At 65.4% G+C, this 15,133-nt stretch carries 16 protein-coding genes; 7 read left to right on the top strand and 9 right to left on the bottom strand.

The genetic code is table 11. The features are described from left to right. Positions 1-14: 14 nt before the first annotated feature. Positions 15-638: a DUF998 domain-containing protein gene (locus ACFR9U_RS11345; RefSeq protein ID WP_247372907.1), complete on the bottom strand. Its 624-nt coding sequence runs from the start codon at positions 636-638 to the stop codon at positions 15-17. 129 nt (positions 639-767) lie between these two features. On the opposite strand from ACFR9U_RS11345, the gene ACFR9U_RS11340 reads away from it, so the two are divergent. Beyond that, positions 768-1,283, top strand: coding sequence for a TlpA family protein disulfide reductase (locus tag ACFR9U_RS11340; RefSeq protein ID WP_247372911.1), 516 nt, complete (start codon positions 768-770; stop codon positions 1,281-1,283). Further along, entirely contained in the window at positions 1,280-1,993 is a 714-nt protein-coding gene (locus tag ACFR9U_RS11335; protein ID WP_247372917.1) for a cytochrome c biogenesis CcdA family protein, read from the top strand. The genes ACFR9U_RS11340 and ACFR9U_RS11335 overlap by 4 nt, the downstream gene beginning before the upstream one ends. A gap of 1 nt (position 1,994) precedes the next feature. Here ACFR9U_RS11335 and ACFR9U_RS11330 read toward each other — a convergent pair whose 3' ends face one another. The 3 genes from ACFR9U_RS11330 to ACFR9U_RS11320 form a co-directional block, all read right to left on the bottom strand. After that, positions 1,995-3,317 carry a hypothetical protein gene (locus ACFR9U_RS11330; protein WP_247372921.1) on the bottom strand — a complete coding sequence of 441 codons (1,323 nt, stop codon included), beginning with the start codon at positions 3,315-3,317 and terminating at the stop codon, positions 1,995-1,997. Between the two features lie 100 nt (positions 3,318-3,417). Beyond that, on the bottom strand, positions 3,418-3,567 hold the full coding sequence (locus ACFR9U_RS11325) for a hypothetical protein (RefSeq protein WP_247372924.1): 150 nt from the start codon (positions 3,565-3,567) through the stop codon (positions 3,418-3,420). 224 nt (positions 3,568-3,791) lie between these two features. Then, the gene (locus ACFR9U_RS11320) at positions 3,792-5,921 is read right to left on the bottom strand and encodes a CDC48 family AAA ATPase (protein ID WP_247372926.1); all 2,130 of its coding nucleotides are present in this window, start codon (positions 5,919-5,921) and stop codon (positions 3,792-3,794) included. A 77-nt stretch (positions 5,922-5,998) separates the two neighbouring features. Here ACFR9U_RS11320 and ACFR9U_RS11315 point away from each other — a divergent pair, with 77 nt between their 5' ends. From ACFR9U_RS11315 to ACFR9U_RS11305, 3 genes are all read left to right on the top strand, one after another. Then, on the top strand, positions 5,999-6,133 hold the full coding sequence (locus ACFR9U_RS11315; protein ID WP_282593987.1) for a DUF7128 family protein: 135 nt from the start codon (positions 5,999-6,001) through the stop codon (positions 6,131-6,133). Between the two features lie 82 nt (positions 6,134-6,215). Continuing rightward, positions 6,216-7,367 carry a matrixin family metalloprotease gene (locus tag ACFR9U_RS11310; RefSeq protein WP_247372947.1) on the top strand — a complete coding sequence of 384 codons (1,152 nt, stop codon included), beginning with the start codon at positions 6,216-6,218 and terminating at the stop codon, positions 7,365-7,367. A gap of 74 nt (positions 7,368-7,441) precedes the next feature. Further along, positions 7,442-9,343 (top strand): DEAD/DEAH box helicase, encoded by a 1,902-nt coding sequence (locus ACFR9U_RS11305; protein ID WP_345893336.1) that lies wholly within the window; start codon positions 7,442-7,444, stop codon positions 9,341-9,343. Between the two features lie 46 nt (positions 9,344-9,389). Here the strand turns inward: ACFR9U_RS11305 and ACFR9U_RS11300 are convergent, their stop codons facing one another. Further along, complete coding sequence (locus ACFR9U_RS11300; protein WP_247372950.1) at positions 9,390-9,638, bottom strand: DUF8015 family protein; 249 nt, start codon at positions 9,636-9,638, stop codon at positions 9,390-9,392. A 269-nt stretch (positions 9,639-9,907) separates the two neighbouring features. On the opposite strand from ACFR9U_RS11300, the gene ACFR9U_RS11295 reads away from it, so the two are divergent. Then, positions 9,908-10,204: a zinc ribbon domain-containing protein gene (locus ACFR9U_RS11295; protein ID WP_247372953.1), complete on the top strand. Its 297-nt coding sequence runs from the start codon at positions 9,908-9,910 to the stop codon at positions 10,202-10,204. A gap of 292 nt (positions 10,205-10,496) precedes the next feature. Further along, positions 10,497-10,706 carry a hypothetical protein gene (locus ACFR9U_RS11290; RefSeq protein ID WP_247372956.1) on the top strand — a complete coding sequence of 70 codons (210 nt, stop codon included), beginning with the start codon at positions 10,497-10,499 and terminating at the stop codon, positions 10,704-10,706. Positions 10,707-10,846: 140 nt separating this feature from the next. Here the strand turns inward: ACFR9U_RS11290 and ACFR9U_RS11285 are convergent, their stop codons facing one another. The 4 genes from ACFR9U_RS11285 to ACFR9U_RS11270 form a co-directional block, all read right to left on the bottom strand. Beyond that, on the bottom strand, positions 10,847-12,604 hold the full coding sequence (locus ACFR9U_RS11285; protein WP_247372960.1) for a MutS-related protein: 1,758 nt from the start codon (positions 12,602-12,604) through the stop codon (positions 10,847-10,849). Between the two features lie 72 nt (positions 12,605-12,676). Continuing rightward, positions 12,677-13,234: an NAD(P)/FAD-dependent oxidoreductase gene (locus tag ACFR9U_RS11280; protein WP_247372976.1), complete on the bottom strand. Its 558-nt coding sequence runs from the start codon at positions 13,232-13,234 to the stop codon at positions 12,677-12,679. Positions 13,235-13,295: 61 nt separating this feature from the next. Next, on the bottom strand, positions 13,296-13,775 hold the full coding sequence (locus ACFR9U_RS11275) for an SRPBCC family protein (RefSeq protein WP_247372988.1): 480 nt from the start codon (positions 13,773-13,775) through the stop codon (positions 13,296-13,298). 91 nt (positions 13,776-13,866) lie between these two features. Beyond that, positions 13,867-15,126 (bottom strand): Glu/Leu/Phe/Val family dehydrogenase, encoded by a 1,260-nt coding sequence (locus ACFR9U_RS11270; protein ID WP_247372990.1) that lies wholly within the window; start codon positions 15,124-15,126, stop codon positions 13,867-13,869. Positions 15,127-15,133: the final 7 nt, after the last annotated feature.

Raw genomic sequence — 15,133 nt, 5'->3', positions numbered from 1 at the left:
GCGGGGGAGCGACGCTACGGCCCGGCGGCTGGATCAGAGCCGAGTCTCGCGCGCACGTCCAGGCTCGTCCCGACGGCCCATCCGGCAAACAGCACCGCACCCACGATTTCTGGCAGCGCCAGTCCGGGTCTGAGAAGGGCACCGGTCGCGATCCAGACCGCCCAGGTGGCGCCGTTCAGACCGCCCGCCAGGATCGTCGCGACGCCGCGAACTCGGTCACCGGCAACGACGTTCCCGACGCCGTAGGTCCACAGGGCGATCGACAGCAAGACGTAGAACGCGATAGCGACCGGCACGTGCGGGTCGGTCCCCTGCGGGAAGACGCCGATCAGGACGAGCGCGACCAGAACCAGGCCGAACAGCGCGACGCCGACGAGTTCGATGCGATTGCGCGCGGCGCCCACGAGGGCGTAGCCGAACCAGAGCCCTACGAAGCCGCCGGCGATCAATCCGCCGTTGAACACGAGGCGGGTCGTCGGGGTCGACGCAGTACTGATCGTCGTTCCGAGGTTCGAGAGGGCGTTGCCGGTCCAGGAGAACTGGGGCGAGAGCAGCGTGGCGACGAAGATCGCGCCGAGCGTCACGACTGGCGCTACGATTCCAGCCCCCCAACTCACTCGGTCGGCCGTCGCAGTCATCGACCGGCCCTTCCACATGTTGGAATTTCAAAGGTAACGGTTCGGACTCGCAGCGGTGTGTGAGTTGTTGTGTATCACTGTGGCACAGATGGCGTGCTACTTTTCTATTCGGGTCACCGAGGTCGAGTCATGGAGGACACGGGCCGTCGAGGGTTCCTCGCCGGGAGCGCCACGGCCGTCGCCGCACTGGCGGGCTGTACCCAGATCCCCGGGTTGTCGAACGGGTCGGAAACCACTCCGCAACCGATATCGCTCCAGACGCTCGACGTCGGCGGTTCACCCGGTGACCGGATTCGGGTCCAGCCGTCCGGCGAAGTAGCCCTGTTAGATTTCTTCGCGACGTACTGTGAGCCCTGCAAGCCACAGATGGCGGAACTGCGAACGGTCCGCTCGAATTCCCCCGATCTGCACATGCTGTCGATCACCTGGGAGAACGAACTCGACGGCGTCAGAGAGTTCTGGCGGCAGTACGAGGGGACCTGGCCGGTCGCCGCGGACACCAAACTGAAAACGAGCGAGCAGTACGGGATCAACGGGCTCCCGACCATGGTGATCATCGACGCGGACGGCGAGGAAGTGTGGCGACACAAGGGCCTCGCGAAGGCAGAAACCATCCAGTCGAACATCGACGCCGCCCAGCAATGATCGATCTGGCGTCGCTTCGTCTCGGCTTCGCTTTCGGGCTCGGGACCGCCACGTTCTTCGCGCCCTGTGCGTTCCCGCTGTTGCCCGGCTACGTCGGCTACTATCTCGGCAAGACCGGCGGCGATACGCCCGAAGGCACGCTTCCGTTGCGGCTCGGACGGGCGGCTCTCGTCGGGCTCTTCACCAGCCTCGGATTCTTCCTCGTGTACGCGGCGTTGGCAGGCGTCGCCATCGCCGCCGGGACGCAGATCCTCGGCCACGTGGGCCTGCTCGAACTCGTCGTCGGCCTGTTGTTGATCGGGCTCGGTATCGGGATGGCGACGGGCCGACTCCAGGCGTCCTCGCTCCACGTCCAACTGCCCGAGCGCCGGCGCTCGGTGCTGGGCTACGTCCTGTTCGGCGTCATCTACGCCGCGGCCGCTGCCGGCTGTACCGCACCGTTTTTCGTCGCGATCGTTTCGCTCTCGCTGAACAGTGGGCCAGCGGCCACGATCGTGACGCTCGGCGCGTACGCAGCGGGGATGAGCGTCCTGATGATCGGCGTGACGATGCTCTCGGCGCTCGGCCGGGACACGCTCGTTCGACAGCTCTCGGCCAGGACCGGCGTGATTACGCGCGCCGCGGGGGCCGTGATGGTTCTCGCTGGGCTGGTCCAACTGTACTACTACCTCTTCGAGTTCGGCGGCCTGAAAACGCTCGGCTTCGCGTGAGCTAGCGCCGGCGAGGCGGTCGCACGACGACGCTGGACGGCTCGGTCTGGACGCTCGTCTCGGACACGAACCGATCCGAGCCTGCCAGCAGCACCACGGTCCGATCGTCGAGCCGTTCCATTCGGAAGGTGACCCGATTCGTCGTTGCACTTCGGGAGGCGGGTGCGGTGCGTTCGTCGAGGAACTGAGACGCCACGGTCGCGAACTCGGTCGCGTTGGCGGCATCGTCCCACCTGGTGATCCAGGCGAACGACGGCTCGCTGCCGCCGCGAAAGGTAAGGACCCGGTCGTTTCCCCAGCCAGCGGCAGCGGCCGCTGCACGCGCTCTCGGCACCTCCGTCCCGAGAACGACCCGCACGAACAGTTCTCCGCGACTGTCTCGCTGACTGACGGTCCACCGGGAGTCGCCGTCCGGGACGGACACTCCCAGCGGAACTGGGGAGTCCCTGGTTCCGTGGAGGAGTTGCTCCGTCGTCGACGGCGGCGTTCGATACACGCGCCCGAGGTCGGCCGGCGCATCGACCCGCGAGCTGACGTAGTCGGCGCCGTGGTGGTACGCCGCCCAGTAGAGCCTCGTCCCGCCGGTGGCGTTCGCGTAGAGTCGACTGATCTGCGTCCGCTCGGTCGGGTAGCGAGGCTGATACCGCCTGACGTACTCGCTGGCGGTGTAGACTGCAGCGCCTTCGAGCAGGCTTCGCGCGGTGAGCGTGCCGTCGGAAGTCGACAGTCGGTCGTCAGCCAGGCCGGCCCTGATCGCCGCTCGGTCGCCCTGTGCGAACTGGATACTGTGGGTGAACTCGTGGGCGAGCGTTCGCTCGATCGCGGGCGCCCGTCCCGCTCGTGGGGCGAGAAAGACCCGTCCGGTCGGGAACGTCATGCCACTGGTCTGGAGCTCGCTGTCTTCGACGGGTTGTGGCGGACCGATACCGAGCACGGCCTCGAAGTCGTCGTTCTGGACGTCACCGAACGTTCCCCCCGTCGACGTGGCCGAATACACCTTGACCGCCGGTGGGTCCGCCCGCGCGTCGAGGAGTTGTCGAACCCGGCCGAAGGTCTTCCCGGCGTCCACCGGCAGGTCGCCGGAGACCGCCACGTCGGCAGGCCGCGGTGTCGGCGTGATCGCAGTCTGCGTGCCGTTCCCCGCGGCACGGCGCGGTTCCTGCGTCGCGGGCACCGTCGTCACCGCGGTCGGAGCGCTACCATCCAGCGCCCTCGATTCAGTCCCGTGGACTGCGGTCGGGTCGCTCTCGCTGTCCACCGGTGCGTTACACCCAGCGACCACTACGAGGAAAAGCGTCGCGAGGACACCGAGTCGGCGTCGCATTGGTCCCGCATCCACAGCGACGGGAATAAATCCACACTGCTGTCTGGTCTACCGAGAGGTCACGAGAAAGCAACGACAATCGGCCCGACGGAACGCCGTTTTAGACGTGGTACTTGTCGCTCTTGGCGGTGAACAGGCCCTCGATCTGGACTTCGTTCTCAGTCGAGAACATCATCGGTGCGGTCTCCGTTTCGGTCTGGGACGGCAGTGTCTGGCGAGGCGCGGACGTCGTCGAGTGTTGTGTGCTCATGGGTTTGGGATGGTGACAGCGGACAGCGATTTGAAGGCGATACCGAGACGCGTCTAGTGAAGAAGGAGGCAGCGTACGCGTACGATCGGCATCATGTGTCTACCTCGACGTACAGACCAATCTATAATAAATGTTCCTGTTGAAATAGTCCGAAAACAATGCCAATAGTTACCAAACGGCAGTTTCGAGCGCTCACGAGAGGACTGTGAGTGAGGAGCCGACCGTTACGTCGAGTCCGTTCGTTCGAGTGCGGCATCGAAGTGCTCGCGGCGGATGACGACTTCGTCGGCTCGATCGGTTGCGACGTCGGGACCGTGTTCGGCGGCGAACTCGCGGATGGCGAGCATCGACGCCTCGCGGACGAGCGCTTCGAGGTCCGCACCGGAGCGTCCCGCCGTCTCCGCGGCGAGGTCGTCGAGATCGACGGCGTCACCGAGGGGCTTCTCGCGCGTGTGGACGCCCAGAATCGCTCGGCGCGCCCCCTCGTCGGGGTTCGGTACCTCGATGTGAGCTTCGAGTCTGCCGGGTCGAAGCAGCGCGGGGTCGAGCGAGTCGCGCCGGTTCGTGGCCGCCAGCACGACGAGGTTCGGGTTCTCGGCCAGCCCGTCCAGTTCCGTCAGCAGTTGGGAGACGACCCGTTCGGTCGCCTCGTTCCCCTCGCCGCGACGGCCGGCGATGGCGTCGATCTCGTCGAAGAAGACGATCGACGGGGCGGCCTGCCGGGCGCGCTCGAACACTTCGCGCACGGCCTTCTCGCTCTCACCGACGTACTTGTCGAGCAGTTCCGGCCCGGCCACGTGGATGAAGTTGACGTCGCTCTCGCCGGCGAGAGCCCGGGCCAGCAACGTTTTGCCCGTGCCCGGCGGCCCGTGGAGCAGGACGCCGGACGGGGGATCGGTGTGGGTCGCCTCGAACAGCGCCCGGTAGCTGAGCGGCCACTCGACGGCCTCTTCGAGGCGCGTCTTGGCTTCTGTCAAGCCACCTACGTCGTCGAATCCGACGTCGGGCGTCTCGGCGACGTACTCGCGCATCGCCGAGGGATCGACTGCCGCCAGCGCCGTCTCGAAGTCCGCGCGGGCGACGACCGGTTCCTCGCGCGTCCGGCGAAGCGCGACCATCGCCGCTTCGGTCACCAGCGAGCCGACGTCCGCCCCGACGAACCCGTGGGTCCGTCCGGCGAGCCAGTCCAGATCGACGTCGTCGTCGAGCGGCATCCCGCGCGTGTGCACGTCGAGAATTTCCCGCCGCCCGTGTTCGCCCGGCACGCCGATTTCGATCTCGCGGTCGAAGCGGCCGCCGCGACGCAGCGCGGGGTCGATGGCGTCGACGCGGTTGGTCGCCCCGATGACGATGACGCGGCCGCGCTCTTCGAGGCCGTCCAGAAGCGTCAGCAACTGGGCGACGACGCGGTTCTCCATGTCGGCGTCCTCGTCGCGGGTGCCCGCGATGGAGTCGATCTCGTCTACGAAGAGGATCGACGGCGCGTTCGCCTCGGCCTCCTGGAACGCTTCGCGGAGTTTCTCCTCGCTCTCGCCCTTGTACTTCGAGACGATCTCCGGTCCCGAAATCGTCTGGAAGTGAGCGTCGACCTCGTTGGCCACGGCACGAGCGATAAGCGTCTTTCCCGTTCCAGGTGGTCCGTACAGCAACACGCCCTTCGGCGGATCGATGCCCAGTCGCCGGAACAGGTCGGGGTCCGACAGCGGGAGTTCGATCATCTCCCGGACCTGCTCGAGTTCGTCGTCGAGACCGCCGATGTCCTCGTACGTGACGCCCAGGTCCGTGGCGTCCCGCGACTCGCCGCCCTCGCTGTCAGCGGACTGCGCCGGAGGGGACTGCTGTCCCGCTCCCAGATCGAGGTCGATCCCGTCGTGGACGGTCAAGTCGGTCTCCTCGGTCACTCTCACCGGTCCGTCGGGGTCGGTCAACGAGACGACCACGACGCCGAGACCGTCCACGTGGACTCGCTCTCCCTCCCGAATCGGGCGGTCGAGCAAGCCCGATTTGACGGTCGATTCGACGTCGTCGCCGTCCGGCAGTTGCGAGGTCGGGCGAACGGAGACGAGTGACGCATCGGCGACGGTGGTCGTGGAGACCGTGACGGTGTCGCCGATGTTGACGCCGGCGTTCGCGCGCGTGTCCGCGTCGATCTTGACGACGTCGCTGTCGCCGTCGGCCATCGGCCACATCTTCACGACCGTCTCGCGACTCCCCTGGACGATGACGGGATCGCCGCTGAGGATGCCGAGTCGGTTCCGTGCGGCCTCCGGCAGTCGTGCGACACCGCGACCGGCATCGCGTTTGTCCGCACCCTTCACAGTGAGGGCGACGCCGTCGCCGTGTTCGCGGCTCATGCCCTGGGGTTGTCGGTCCACCGTCTTGAGGGTTCCCCGCAGAAACGCATTTGATGCCGGCCGTTACATGATAACGTATGGTGGTCCAGACTCAGCGCGACGAAACGATCTGGTACAAGTGTGAGGAGTGTGGGCTCATGTTCGACGACCAGAGCGACGCGCGCAAACACGAGGGGAACTGCGAAGCCGAGGGCCCGTCGTACATTCAGTGAGCGGGCGGGCGGTTTCAACTGCCCGTCACGTCAGCAGCCCCAAACGAACCCTTTTGCCACTTGCCGTCGTACCGGTGACTCGATGAAGCGGGCTCTCGTTCTCGTTTCGTTGCTTTTGCTCGCTGGTTGTTCCGCGATACCCGGAACCCAGACTGAAACCCCGAACGTCGAGACGACTCACCCGGTCGAGACGACCGACTCGACGCCCCTCGACCCCTCGACGACTGCGTCCGCTGCGACCGCAACCAGTGACCAGACGACCCCGACCCCGACCGCCGAATCGGCGCAGTCGGCTGCGACGCCGACTCCCGAGCTGAACGTCGAACCCGCAGACAATCCCTGGGGGAAAGACACCGTCACCGTCGCGCTGGTGGCGGGCGGACACGATGAGATCGACTACCGCTCCGCCCTCTCGGGAGCGCTCGACTACTGGAACGCTCACGCGGAGTTCGGCGACTACACCGTCGAGTACGTCCTCGTCGACGACGCCGACGACGCGGACGTCCGCGTGAAGATCAGGGAGTCCGTCGAGACCTGCGGGGTCGAACAGAGCGAGCAGGTCCTCGGCTGTGCGCCGCTGCTCACGGAGGGCACGCGAGCCGATCCGCCGACGACGGTCACGATCGAAGCGGGTTACAACCACCAGAGCACCGAGGACGTCATGATCCACGAGTTCGGTCACGTCCTCGGCATCCGCCACGGGGAGGAGCCCCAGGCGTACATGCAACCGAAGAACACGGCCTATCTGACCGCCCAGCCCAACGCGAGCGAGCGCGGCTATCCCTGGCAGACCACCGAGTTCAGGTTCCACGTCGCCACCGAGGACAGCCAACGCGACCGCGAGGCCGTTCGTGACCAGGTCGGGCACGTCATCGACTACTTCGACCGGATCAAAGACGAGGACCCGGCCGTGCCGTCGAACGTCTCTGTCTCGTGGGCCGACAACCGGAGCGACGCCAACGTCGTCGTGCAGTTCCGGGAGCGGCTTCCGGACGGGGGGACGGGCGGCAGTACTGTCCAACAGTACGGCTTCGATCCGGACGGCGACCAGGCCATCGAGTACTACGCGAACGTCACCGTCACGGTGGCAGCCGTCGACACCGAAACCGTGGGCTGGCACACCGGGTACTGGTTCGGACAGGTACTCGGCATCGACGAAGACAACCTGCCGGACCCGCTCCGGAGTGCCGACGCTCGCGACCGACGCGACGACTGGTGGACCGACTCCCCGTGACCGCCCTCGGGCACGCCATCCGGGGCAGTTTCGTGGCGCAAACCGTTTGATGCTCGCCCCACTACGGACTGGCAGTGACCGACAACGAGGAGCCAGCCGAAGCGAACGCGGGTGAGGACGCCGGTTCGACAGCAGCCGACGAGCAGCCCTCCGAAACGGACGAAGCAACGACTCTCGACAGCGACGGGTTCACCGACGTCATCCAGGACATCGGGCGACCCGTCGTGACGGCGAGCCGCGTGGCACAGGCGCTCGACTGCAGTCAGTCGGCGGCGACCGAGGCACTCGACGCGCTTGCTGGAGAGGACCTCGTCCAGAAACTCGACGTGTCGACCGATCCGGTCGTCTGGTATCCGACCGACTGGTCGCGGCTGACCGACCGCGAGCGGGTCATCCTCTTTCCCGGCCGCCGACAGATCGTCGTCGACCATCCGACGCAGTTCACGCGAGCGCAACTCTCACAGTTCGCGCACCTCGTCGACACCACCCACCGCGGCGGCTATCTCTACGAAGTCCGTCGCGAGGACGTCTGGGGCGCGCCGTACGACACCTTCGAGGACCTGCTCGGGACGATCCGGGACGTGCTGCCCGAGCGGTCGCCGGCGCTCGAAGAGTGGATCGAAGACCAGTGGAAGCGCGCCCATCAGTTCACGCTGCGGACACACGAGGACGGCTACGTCGTCCTCGAAGCCGCGACGGAGAACCTGATGGGGAACGTCGCCCGCGAGAAACTCGACGACGAACAGTTACGCGCCCCCATCTCGGACAGCGAGAGCTGGGTCGCCGAAGAGGCCGTCGCCGAGGTCAAGCGCATCCTCTACGAAGCCGGCTATCCGGTCCAGGACGAGCGCGACTTGGAAACGGGCGAGGACCTCGATCTGGACCTCACGCTCGACCTCCGCGACTACCAGCACGCGTGGGTGAGCCAGTTCATGGAGACCAAGTCCGGCGTCCTCGTCGGCCCGCCGGGCGCAGGAAAGACCGTCGCGGCGCTGGGGATTCTCGCGCGGGTGGGCGGCGAGACGCTCGTCCTCGTTCCGAGCCGCGAGCTGGCGGGCCAGTGGCGCGAGGAGATTCTCGCCCGGACGACGCTGACACCGGCCCAGATCGGCGAGTATCACGGCGGTACCAAGCAGGTGCGGCCGATCACGATCGCCACGTACCAGACGGCCGGGATGGACCGTCACCGACAGCTGTTCGACAGCCGAGAGTGGGGGCTCGTGATCTACGACGAGGTGCATCACATCCCTTCGGCGGTGTATCGCCGGAGTGCGAACCTCCAGACCAAACACCGCCTCGGACTCTCTTCGACGCCGGTCCGCGAAGACGACAAGGAAGAAGACATCTACACGCTCATCGGGCCGCCGATCGGGACGGACTGGGACGCACTGTTCGACGCCGGCTTCGTCGCCGAGCCGGAGGTGGAAATCCGGTACGTTCCCTGGGCGAGCGACGACGTCCGCAACGAGTACGTCAGCAGTGACGGCCACGAGCGGCGACAGCTCGCCGCCACGAACCCGGCGAAAATCGATGAGACCCGACACCTCCTCTCCCGGCACGCGAACAAGAAAGCGCTCGTGTTCGCCGACTACCTCGATCAGGGGCGGGCGTTCTCGGCGGCGCTCGACGTTCCGTTCGTCAACGGCGAGATGCCCCACAGCAAACGCGAACGTCTCCTGGAAGAGTTCAGACAGGGGATGCGCGACACGCTCATCGTCTCGCGGGTCGGTGACGAGGGGATCGATCTCCCGGACGCGGAACTGGCCATCGTCGCCTCGGGACTCGGCGGATCGCGACGCCAGGGCGCCCAGCGAGCCGGGCGGACGATGCGCCCGGAAGGCCGATCGCTGGTGTTCGTCCTCGCGACGCGCGGGAGCAACGAAGAGGACTTCGCACAGCGACGGATGCGTCACCTCTCTTCGAAGGGCGTCCGCGTGACGGAAGGCGAAGCCGAAGCTGTCGAAACCACGAACTGACGAACACGGCACGAACAGGGGACAACGCGACTGCTGAGAACAGTCGTTACGCGCGACCAGTTCCCGTCTTCGGGGGGTTGAGGAACAGCGCGTCGATCAGCGCGGCGATTCCCGCGATGCCTGCGACCGACAACGCGGTTCGGAAGCCGATGGAAAGCAGGTTCCCCACGACGAGACTGATCAGGAATACCGTCGGCATGAACGCGAGCAGGAGGTCGTACCGTGACAACGATGGAAACAGGACTCGTCGTCCGTCTGCAGTACCTCGCTGCGCAGTGTTGTCACTTCTGGACATAGTGTTCTTCCACCTCCTCACTAATACCTTTGCGATGACAGCACTAAAATTTTTCTCTCATGCCTTCCCGTGAAGGCATTTCAAACACTGATTGAACCGCTGTCGTACATTTCCATAAGTTATAGATGTATTATATCGTGATAATCACGGGGAGAAGTCAGTATAGGGCAACGGACATTGATCAGAGACGTCGCGGGACGCCGACTCGCGACAGGCGCGAACAAGACAGCACAACGGTTTAGTGTTCGAAATAGCTAGCGTCCTCTTGTATGGGTCCGGACCTCTGGATGCAGGGCGCAGTCGTCGGACTCGCGCTCGCCCAGTTGCTCGTCTTCTGGGTGTTGTATCGACGGTCCGAGGTATTGGGTTTCACGACCGACGGTCGGCCAGCTACTCCTGGCGGGAAGACGGCCACATCGGACGAGGAGCGCGCCGTGGTCTGCCCGGACTGCGGGAGTGCGAACGAACCGGGGTTCCAGTACTGCCAGAACTGCGTCTCGGAACTTCCCGGCACGGCGTCTTCGCCGGACGCGAACGACACGCCACAGGGCCGCGGACTGTCCTGACCCGACTCTCGATTCTCGACGGCCGTCGTTACGAGGGGCGCCCGCCGAATCCACCGGAACGTCCGGGGTCCGGTTGTGCAACAATCGAGTTCCTTCGAAGGCATCAAATCGAGGATGTTTAACGTTACCGTGTGACACATAGTACGACTCGAAGGAAACTGACGTGTGGAGAGCGCCGCCACTTACTACGAGTAACCATTGTTTCAGGAACAGGCGAGCGACGGATTTACGCTGCGGAGGGACACGGTGTCTCTCCGCAACACACACGGTTACAGAGCGGCGACGGTCACCTATGACGGACGATCTGACGAGCAATCTCGAGGGTCGCCGAGCAACAGCGACGATCGACGGTGAACAACGTCGTGGTACCATTACCGCAGTGACCTACACGCCGAAGAAAGGCGACATGGTCGTCGCACTGGAACTCGACGACCCGGCTCCAAACGGCCCCTCGTCAGTCGCGCTCGCGCTGGACGACATCGACCTGGCGAGTGACACGTAAGCCTGCCCGACGATTCTTCGGAACGTATACTTCTGAAATGAAACTGCCAGTACGTCTGTGCAGACGGTAGTTACTCGGACATTCACCGGAAACACGGTGTGTCGTTGGCGTGAGAGAAGCGACGTGACGTTTCTCCTTCGTCAGTTCGTCCAGCGGGTGTCGGCCAGGGTTCGCTGCACGGCTTCTTCGCCGACGGCCTGCGCGAGCGTCTCGAAGCCAGCGCGTTCCTGTCTGTCCCCGGCGTCGGCGACGAGCCGGGAGACGATGAACTCCGGCGTGGACTTGCCGACGGTGCCGAAGCGGGGCTGATAGTCAACGGCCAGGTCGAGATCAGGCGTGAGACCTTCGGCGAAGATGCCGTCCGTGCGAGCCTCGTCGGGGAGCGGCTGAAGGTCGTCGGCGAGGTGGGTGACGAACACGCCCATCGCGCCGCGTTCGACCGTCAGCGTGACGAGACCGTGCAGGAGGTCGGCCGCGCTCCCCGGTTCCGTGATCGCTTCGAACTCGTCGACGAGCATCAACGTCCTGGCGTCGTCCGTGAGCGGCGGGACGACGGTCCGCAGCGTCGATTCGAGGACGCCGGCGTTGAAACTGGCGTGTCGCCGATGGAAAACGACGACGTCGACGACGCTCACCTCGGCCGCGCGGGCGGGAACGGGCAGTCCCATCTGAGCGAGGAGTTGGACCTGACAGAGCGTTTCGAGCAACGTGGTCTTCCCACCGCTGTTCGCTCCAGTCAGGACGGTCACCTGGTCGCCACGGGGCGGCGCGTCCGCAGTCGAGACGTCGAGATCGTGCTCACCAACGGCGTAGGTGATCGGCTGGACTGACTGGTCGCCGACGCCGACCAGCTCGAGGTTTCTGGCGTCGGCCACCGCGATCGTCTCTCGGTCCTCGACAAACGTCGGGCGCGTGAGGTCGAATTCGAGCGCAAACCGGGCCAGCGAGACGTAGAAGGCGATGTCGTCGACCGCCGTGACCGCCGCGTCGATGTCCTCTCTGGCGGTCTCGATGGCGCCCTCGAGATCTGCTGCCACTTCGTCTGCACGCTCGCTGACGGCCCGTCGTCGGTCGTCGGCCAGCGACCGCAGCGTCTCGCTGACGAACCCGGCCGCGTCGGTCGCGTCCGACGGCATCGCTTCTCTGACTGCGGTCAGCGAGATGCCGGTCTCGTCGGTGACGTGTCGGACGAACTCCTCGCGGAACTCGTCGGTGCCGCGGACGCCCTCCTGTACCGTTTCGAGCACGTCAGCCTGGTTCGCCGAGAGTTCCTCGACGGCGGTCTGCTGGTCGCGGAGGTCGTCGAGTCGGTCGTCGACCCCTGCGCCGACGGTGCCGTCACCGAGTGCCGCGAGCGCATCGGCCGCGTCGGCGAGCGCGTCGGCGTCCAGCGGGTCGAGCTGTTCGAACACGCCACCCGAAACCTCGGCATCGACGAGTTCGAGTGCGGTTTCGACGGCGGACCGCTCGCCCCCGTCGATGCTGTCGTGCGTCTCGAACGCCTCGACGACCGCGGCCCGTGACGCCGCGTCGAGTGCATCCCAGGCGTCGACGGCGTCAAGCACAGTGTCCAGGCGGGACTCCATCGTCTCACGGTCGCGCAGTGGCGTGAGCACGCGGATGCGATCTTCGGCGTGGCGCGTGACGGCGTGCTCGCTGGCCAAATCGAGGATGTCCTTGTACACGTCGCGGGTGTCCCGCGTGGCGAGGACGTCCATGCCTTCGCCGCCCTGTGCCCGTCGGAGAATCCGCGTCGCCCGTCCGCGGCTCAGGCCAGCGGCCATCAGCGCGCGGCTATCGGCGGATTCGATGGCCTCGATCGCTGCCGGTTCGCCGATCGACTCGGTGAGGCGCTCCCGAGTCTTCGGCCCGACACCCCAGTAATCGTCGAGTCGCATACGTCCGGCGAGGACCGGAGCGGTCTTAGGCGTTCATGTATCCGACACGGAAGCTTCCAGTCCTTCGTCGGGTCACTCGGCGTCGGCTGGCGTGTCGAAGTCGTGGAAGTGCTCGCCTTTCTCGGTACTCAGGATGTCGAGTGCGGCCGCGCCGCCGTCCCCAGCCGAGATGATTGCCTGCCACTCCTGGTCTCGTACCATCGCGCCCGTCGCGTACGTGCCGGGGACACTCGTTTCCATTGAAAGGTCCACGTCGATGGTTTCGTTCGCAGCGATGTCACAGCCCAACTGCTCGGCGAGATCCAGGTCGGTGCCGGTCGCGAGCACCACGTACCTCGCCTGGTATTCGCCGTCGGCCGTCTCTATCTCGAAGCCGTCTCCGGCGTCGGTGACGCTCGTCACCGCTTCACCCTGCCGCAGATCGACCCCGAACTCGTCGACTTGCTCGCGGACGTGTTCCATGAACGCCGACCCGTCCATGCTCTCGATGCCGAGATAGTTGAACAGGTGCGCCTTGTGCATCCACGTCTCGTCGGTGTCGAAGACGACGGTATCCAGTTCGTTCTTGGCAGTGAACAGGGCCGCGCTGAGCCCCGCTGGTCCCCCGCCGACCACGGCAACGTCTGTCATGGCTTACGCTTCCACGAACGGAGCGAAAAAGGTCAGGACGTGTCCGGCGACTTGCCTGTCGTCACTCCAGTAGTTCCTTCGTCCGCCGATGGCGGTAGCAGAACATCGGTCCCAGGCCGACGGTCGCGAGCGGCCCGAGCCGGCGGCCGAGTCCTCCGAGCGGGAGTTCGTACTCGATGCGGTCGCGGACGAGAGTCCCGTCGCCGTCGGCGAAAAACGAGTGGGTGTGCTCCCACTCCCGGAAAGGGCCGCCTTCCATCTCGTCGCGGAACATCGCAGCGCCGTCACCTTCCTCGCGATCGACGATGACGGACGTCCAGTTCTGTCGCGGCCCGATCCCGAGCGGCCGGATCGACGACTGGATCCGCGACCCGGCTTCGAGGATTCCCGGATCGGACTCGCCGTCCGGCCCCGTTACAGATTCGACGTCGAGATTCATCCAGTCGGGCGTGAGCGCCTCCAGTCCAGTGACCCGCGAGTGAAACTCCCACACGTCCTCGAACGGCGCGGCGACGCGAACCTCCCGCTGGTAGACAGCCATGGCTGCGTTTAGGAACGGAGTCGGCAAAACACGTGCGGTAGGGGCAGCGAATCAGGCACTCACGGGAAAACCGGCGTTTCCAGCCTGACAGTTACGGGAACTGCCCTGCATCTTTGGCGGCACGGGCCACGCGTTCGATAGCGACCACGTACGCGGCAGTCCGATAGTTCGGTGCGTCAGTCGCCTCGTAGGTCTCCGTGAGGGTGTCGAACGCGTCGCAGATGATCCGCTCTAACTCCTCGTTGACTCGGTGTTCGGTCCAGGAGAAGCGCTGTCGGTTCTGGACCCACTCGAAGTACGACACCGTGACGCCGCCGGCGTTCGCGAGGATGTCGGGGAACACAGCGACGTCGCGGTCGGCGAGGATTTCGTCGGCGTCGGGCGTCAACGGCCCGTTCGCAGCCTCGACGATGATGTCGGCCTCGACGTCCTCGGCGATGGCCGCATCGATCGCGTTTTCCAGGGCCGCCGGAATCAGCAAATCCACGTCCTCGGTGAGCAGGTCCCTGTTCGTGAATTCCGTTGTGGCGCCCTCGTAGCCTTTGAGCTGTCCGGTCGCGTTCTTGTGGGCTTTCGCGTCGGCGACGTCGAGCCCCTCCGGGTTGTAGATCGCACCGCTCGAATCAGAGACGGCGACGACGTTCGCGTTCAGTTCTTCGTCGACGAGTCGTGCAGCGACCGAGCCCGCGTTTCCGAACCCCTGGACTGCGACGGTCGCAGACTCGATGTCCTTCCCGAGATACGCGAACGCTTCGCGGGCAGTCAGCATGACCGAGCGGCCCGTCGCCTCGACGCGACCGGCACTCCCGCCGCTGGTCGGCGCCTTCCCGGTGACTGTCCCGGGTGCCGTCGTGTTCTCCAGCGTCTCGTAGGTGCCCTTGATCCAGTTCATCTCCCGCTGGCCGGTGTTGACGTCCGGCGCGGGAATGTCTTTGTCAGGACCGATTATCGGACGAAGTTCGGTCGCGTACGCGCGCGTGATCCGTTCGAGTTCGTTCACTGAATAGTTGCGAGGATCGACGACGATCCCGCCTTTTCCACCGCCGTACGGAATGTCCACGGTGGCACACTTGTACACCATCCACCCAGAGAGCGCCTTCACCTCGTCCCGAGAGACGTTCGGATGATATCGAATGCCGCCCTTGTACGGGCCGCGATCCCCGTTGAACTGCGAGCGAAACGCTTTGAATACCTCGATCGATCCGTCGTCCATCTCGACGGACAGGTTCGTCTCGAGCACCCGTTCCGGCTGTTTCAGCCGTTCGAGAACGTCGGGCTTCACGTCGACGTAGACAGCAGCATCGTCGATCTGCTCCTGGAGGCTCTCGAACGGGTTCACGTCCTCAGCCATGGCCAAT

This window comes from Halorientalis brevis (assembly GCF_042678165.1).
Taxonomy (GTDB): domain Archaea; phylum Halobacteriota; class Halobacteria; order Halobacteriales; family Haloarculaceae; genus Halorientalis; species Halorientalis brevis.
This window is presented reverse-complemented; position numbering and strand designations above follow the sequence as displayed.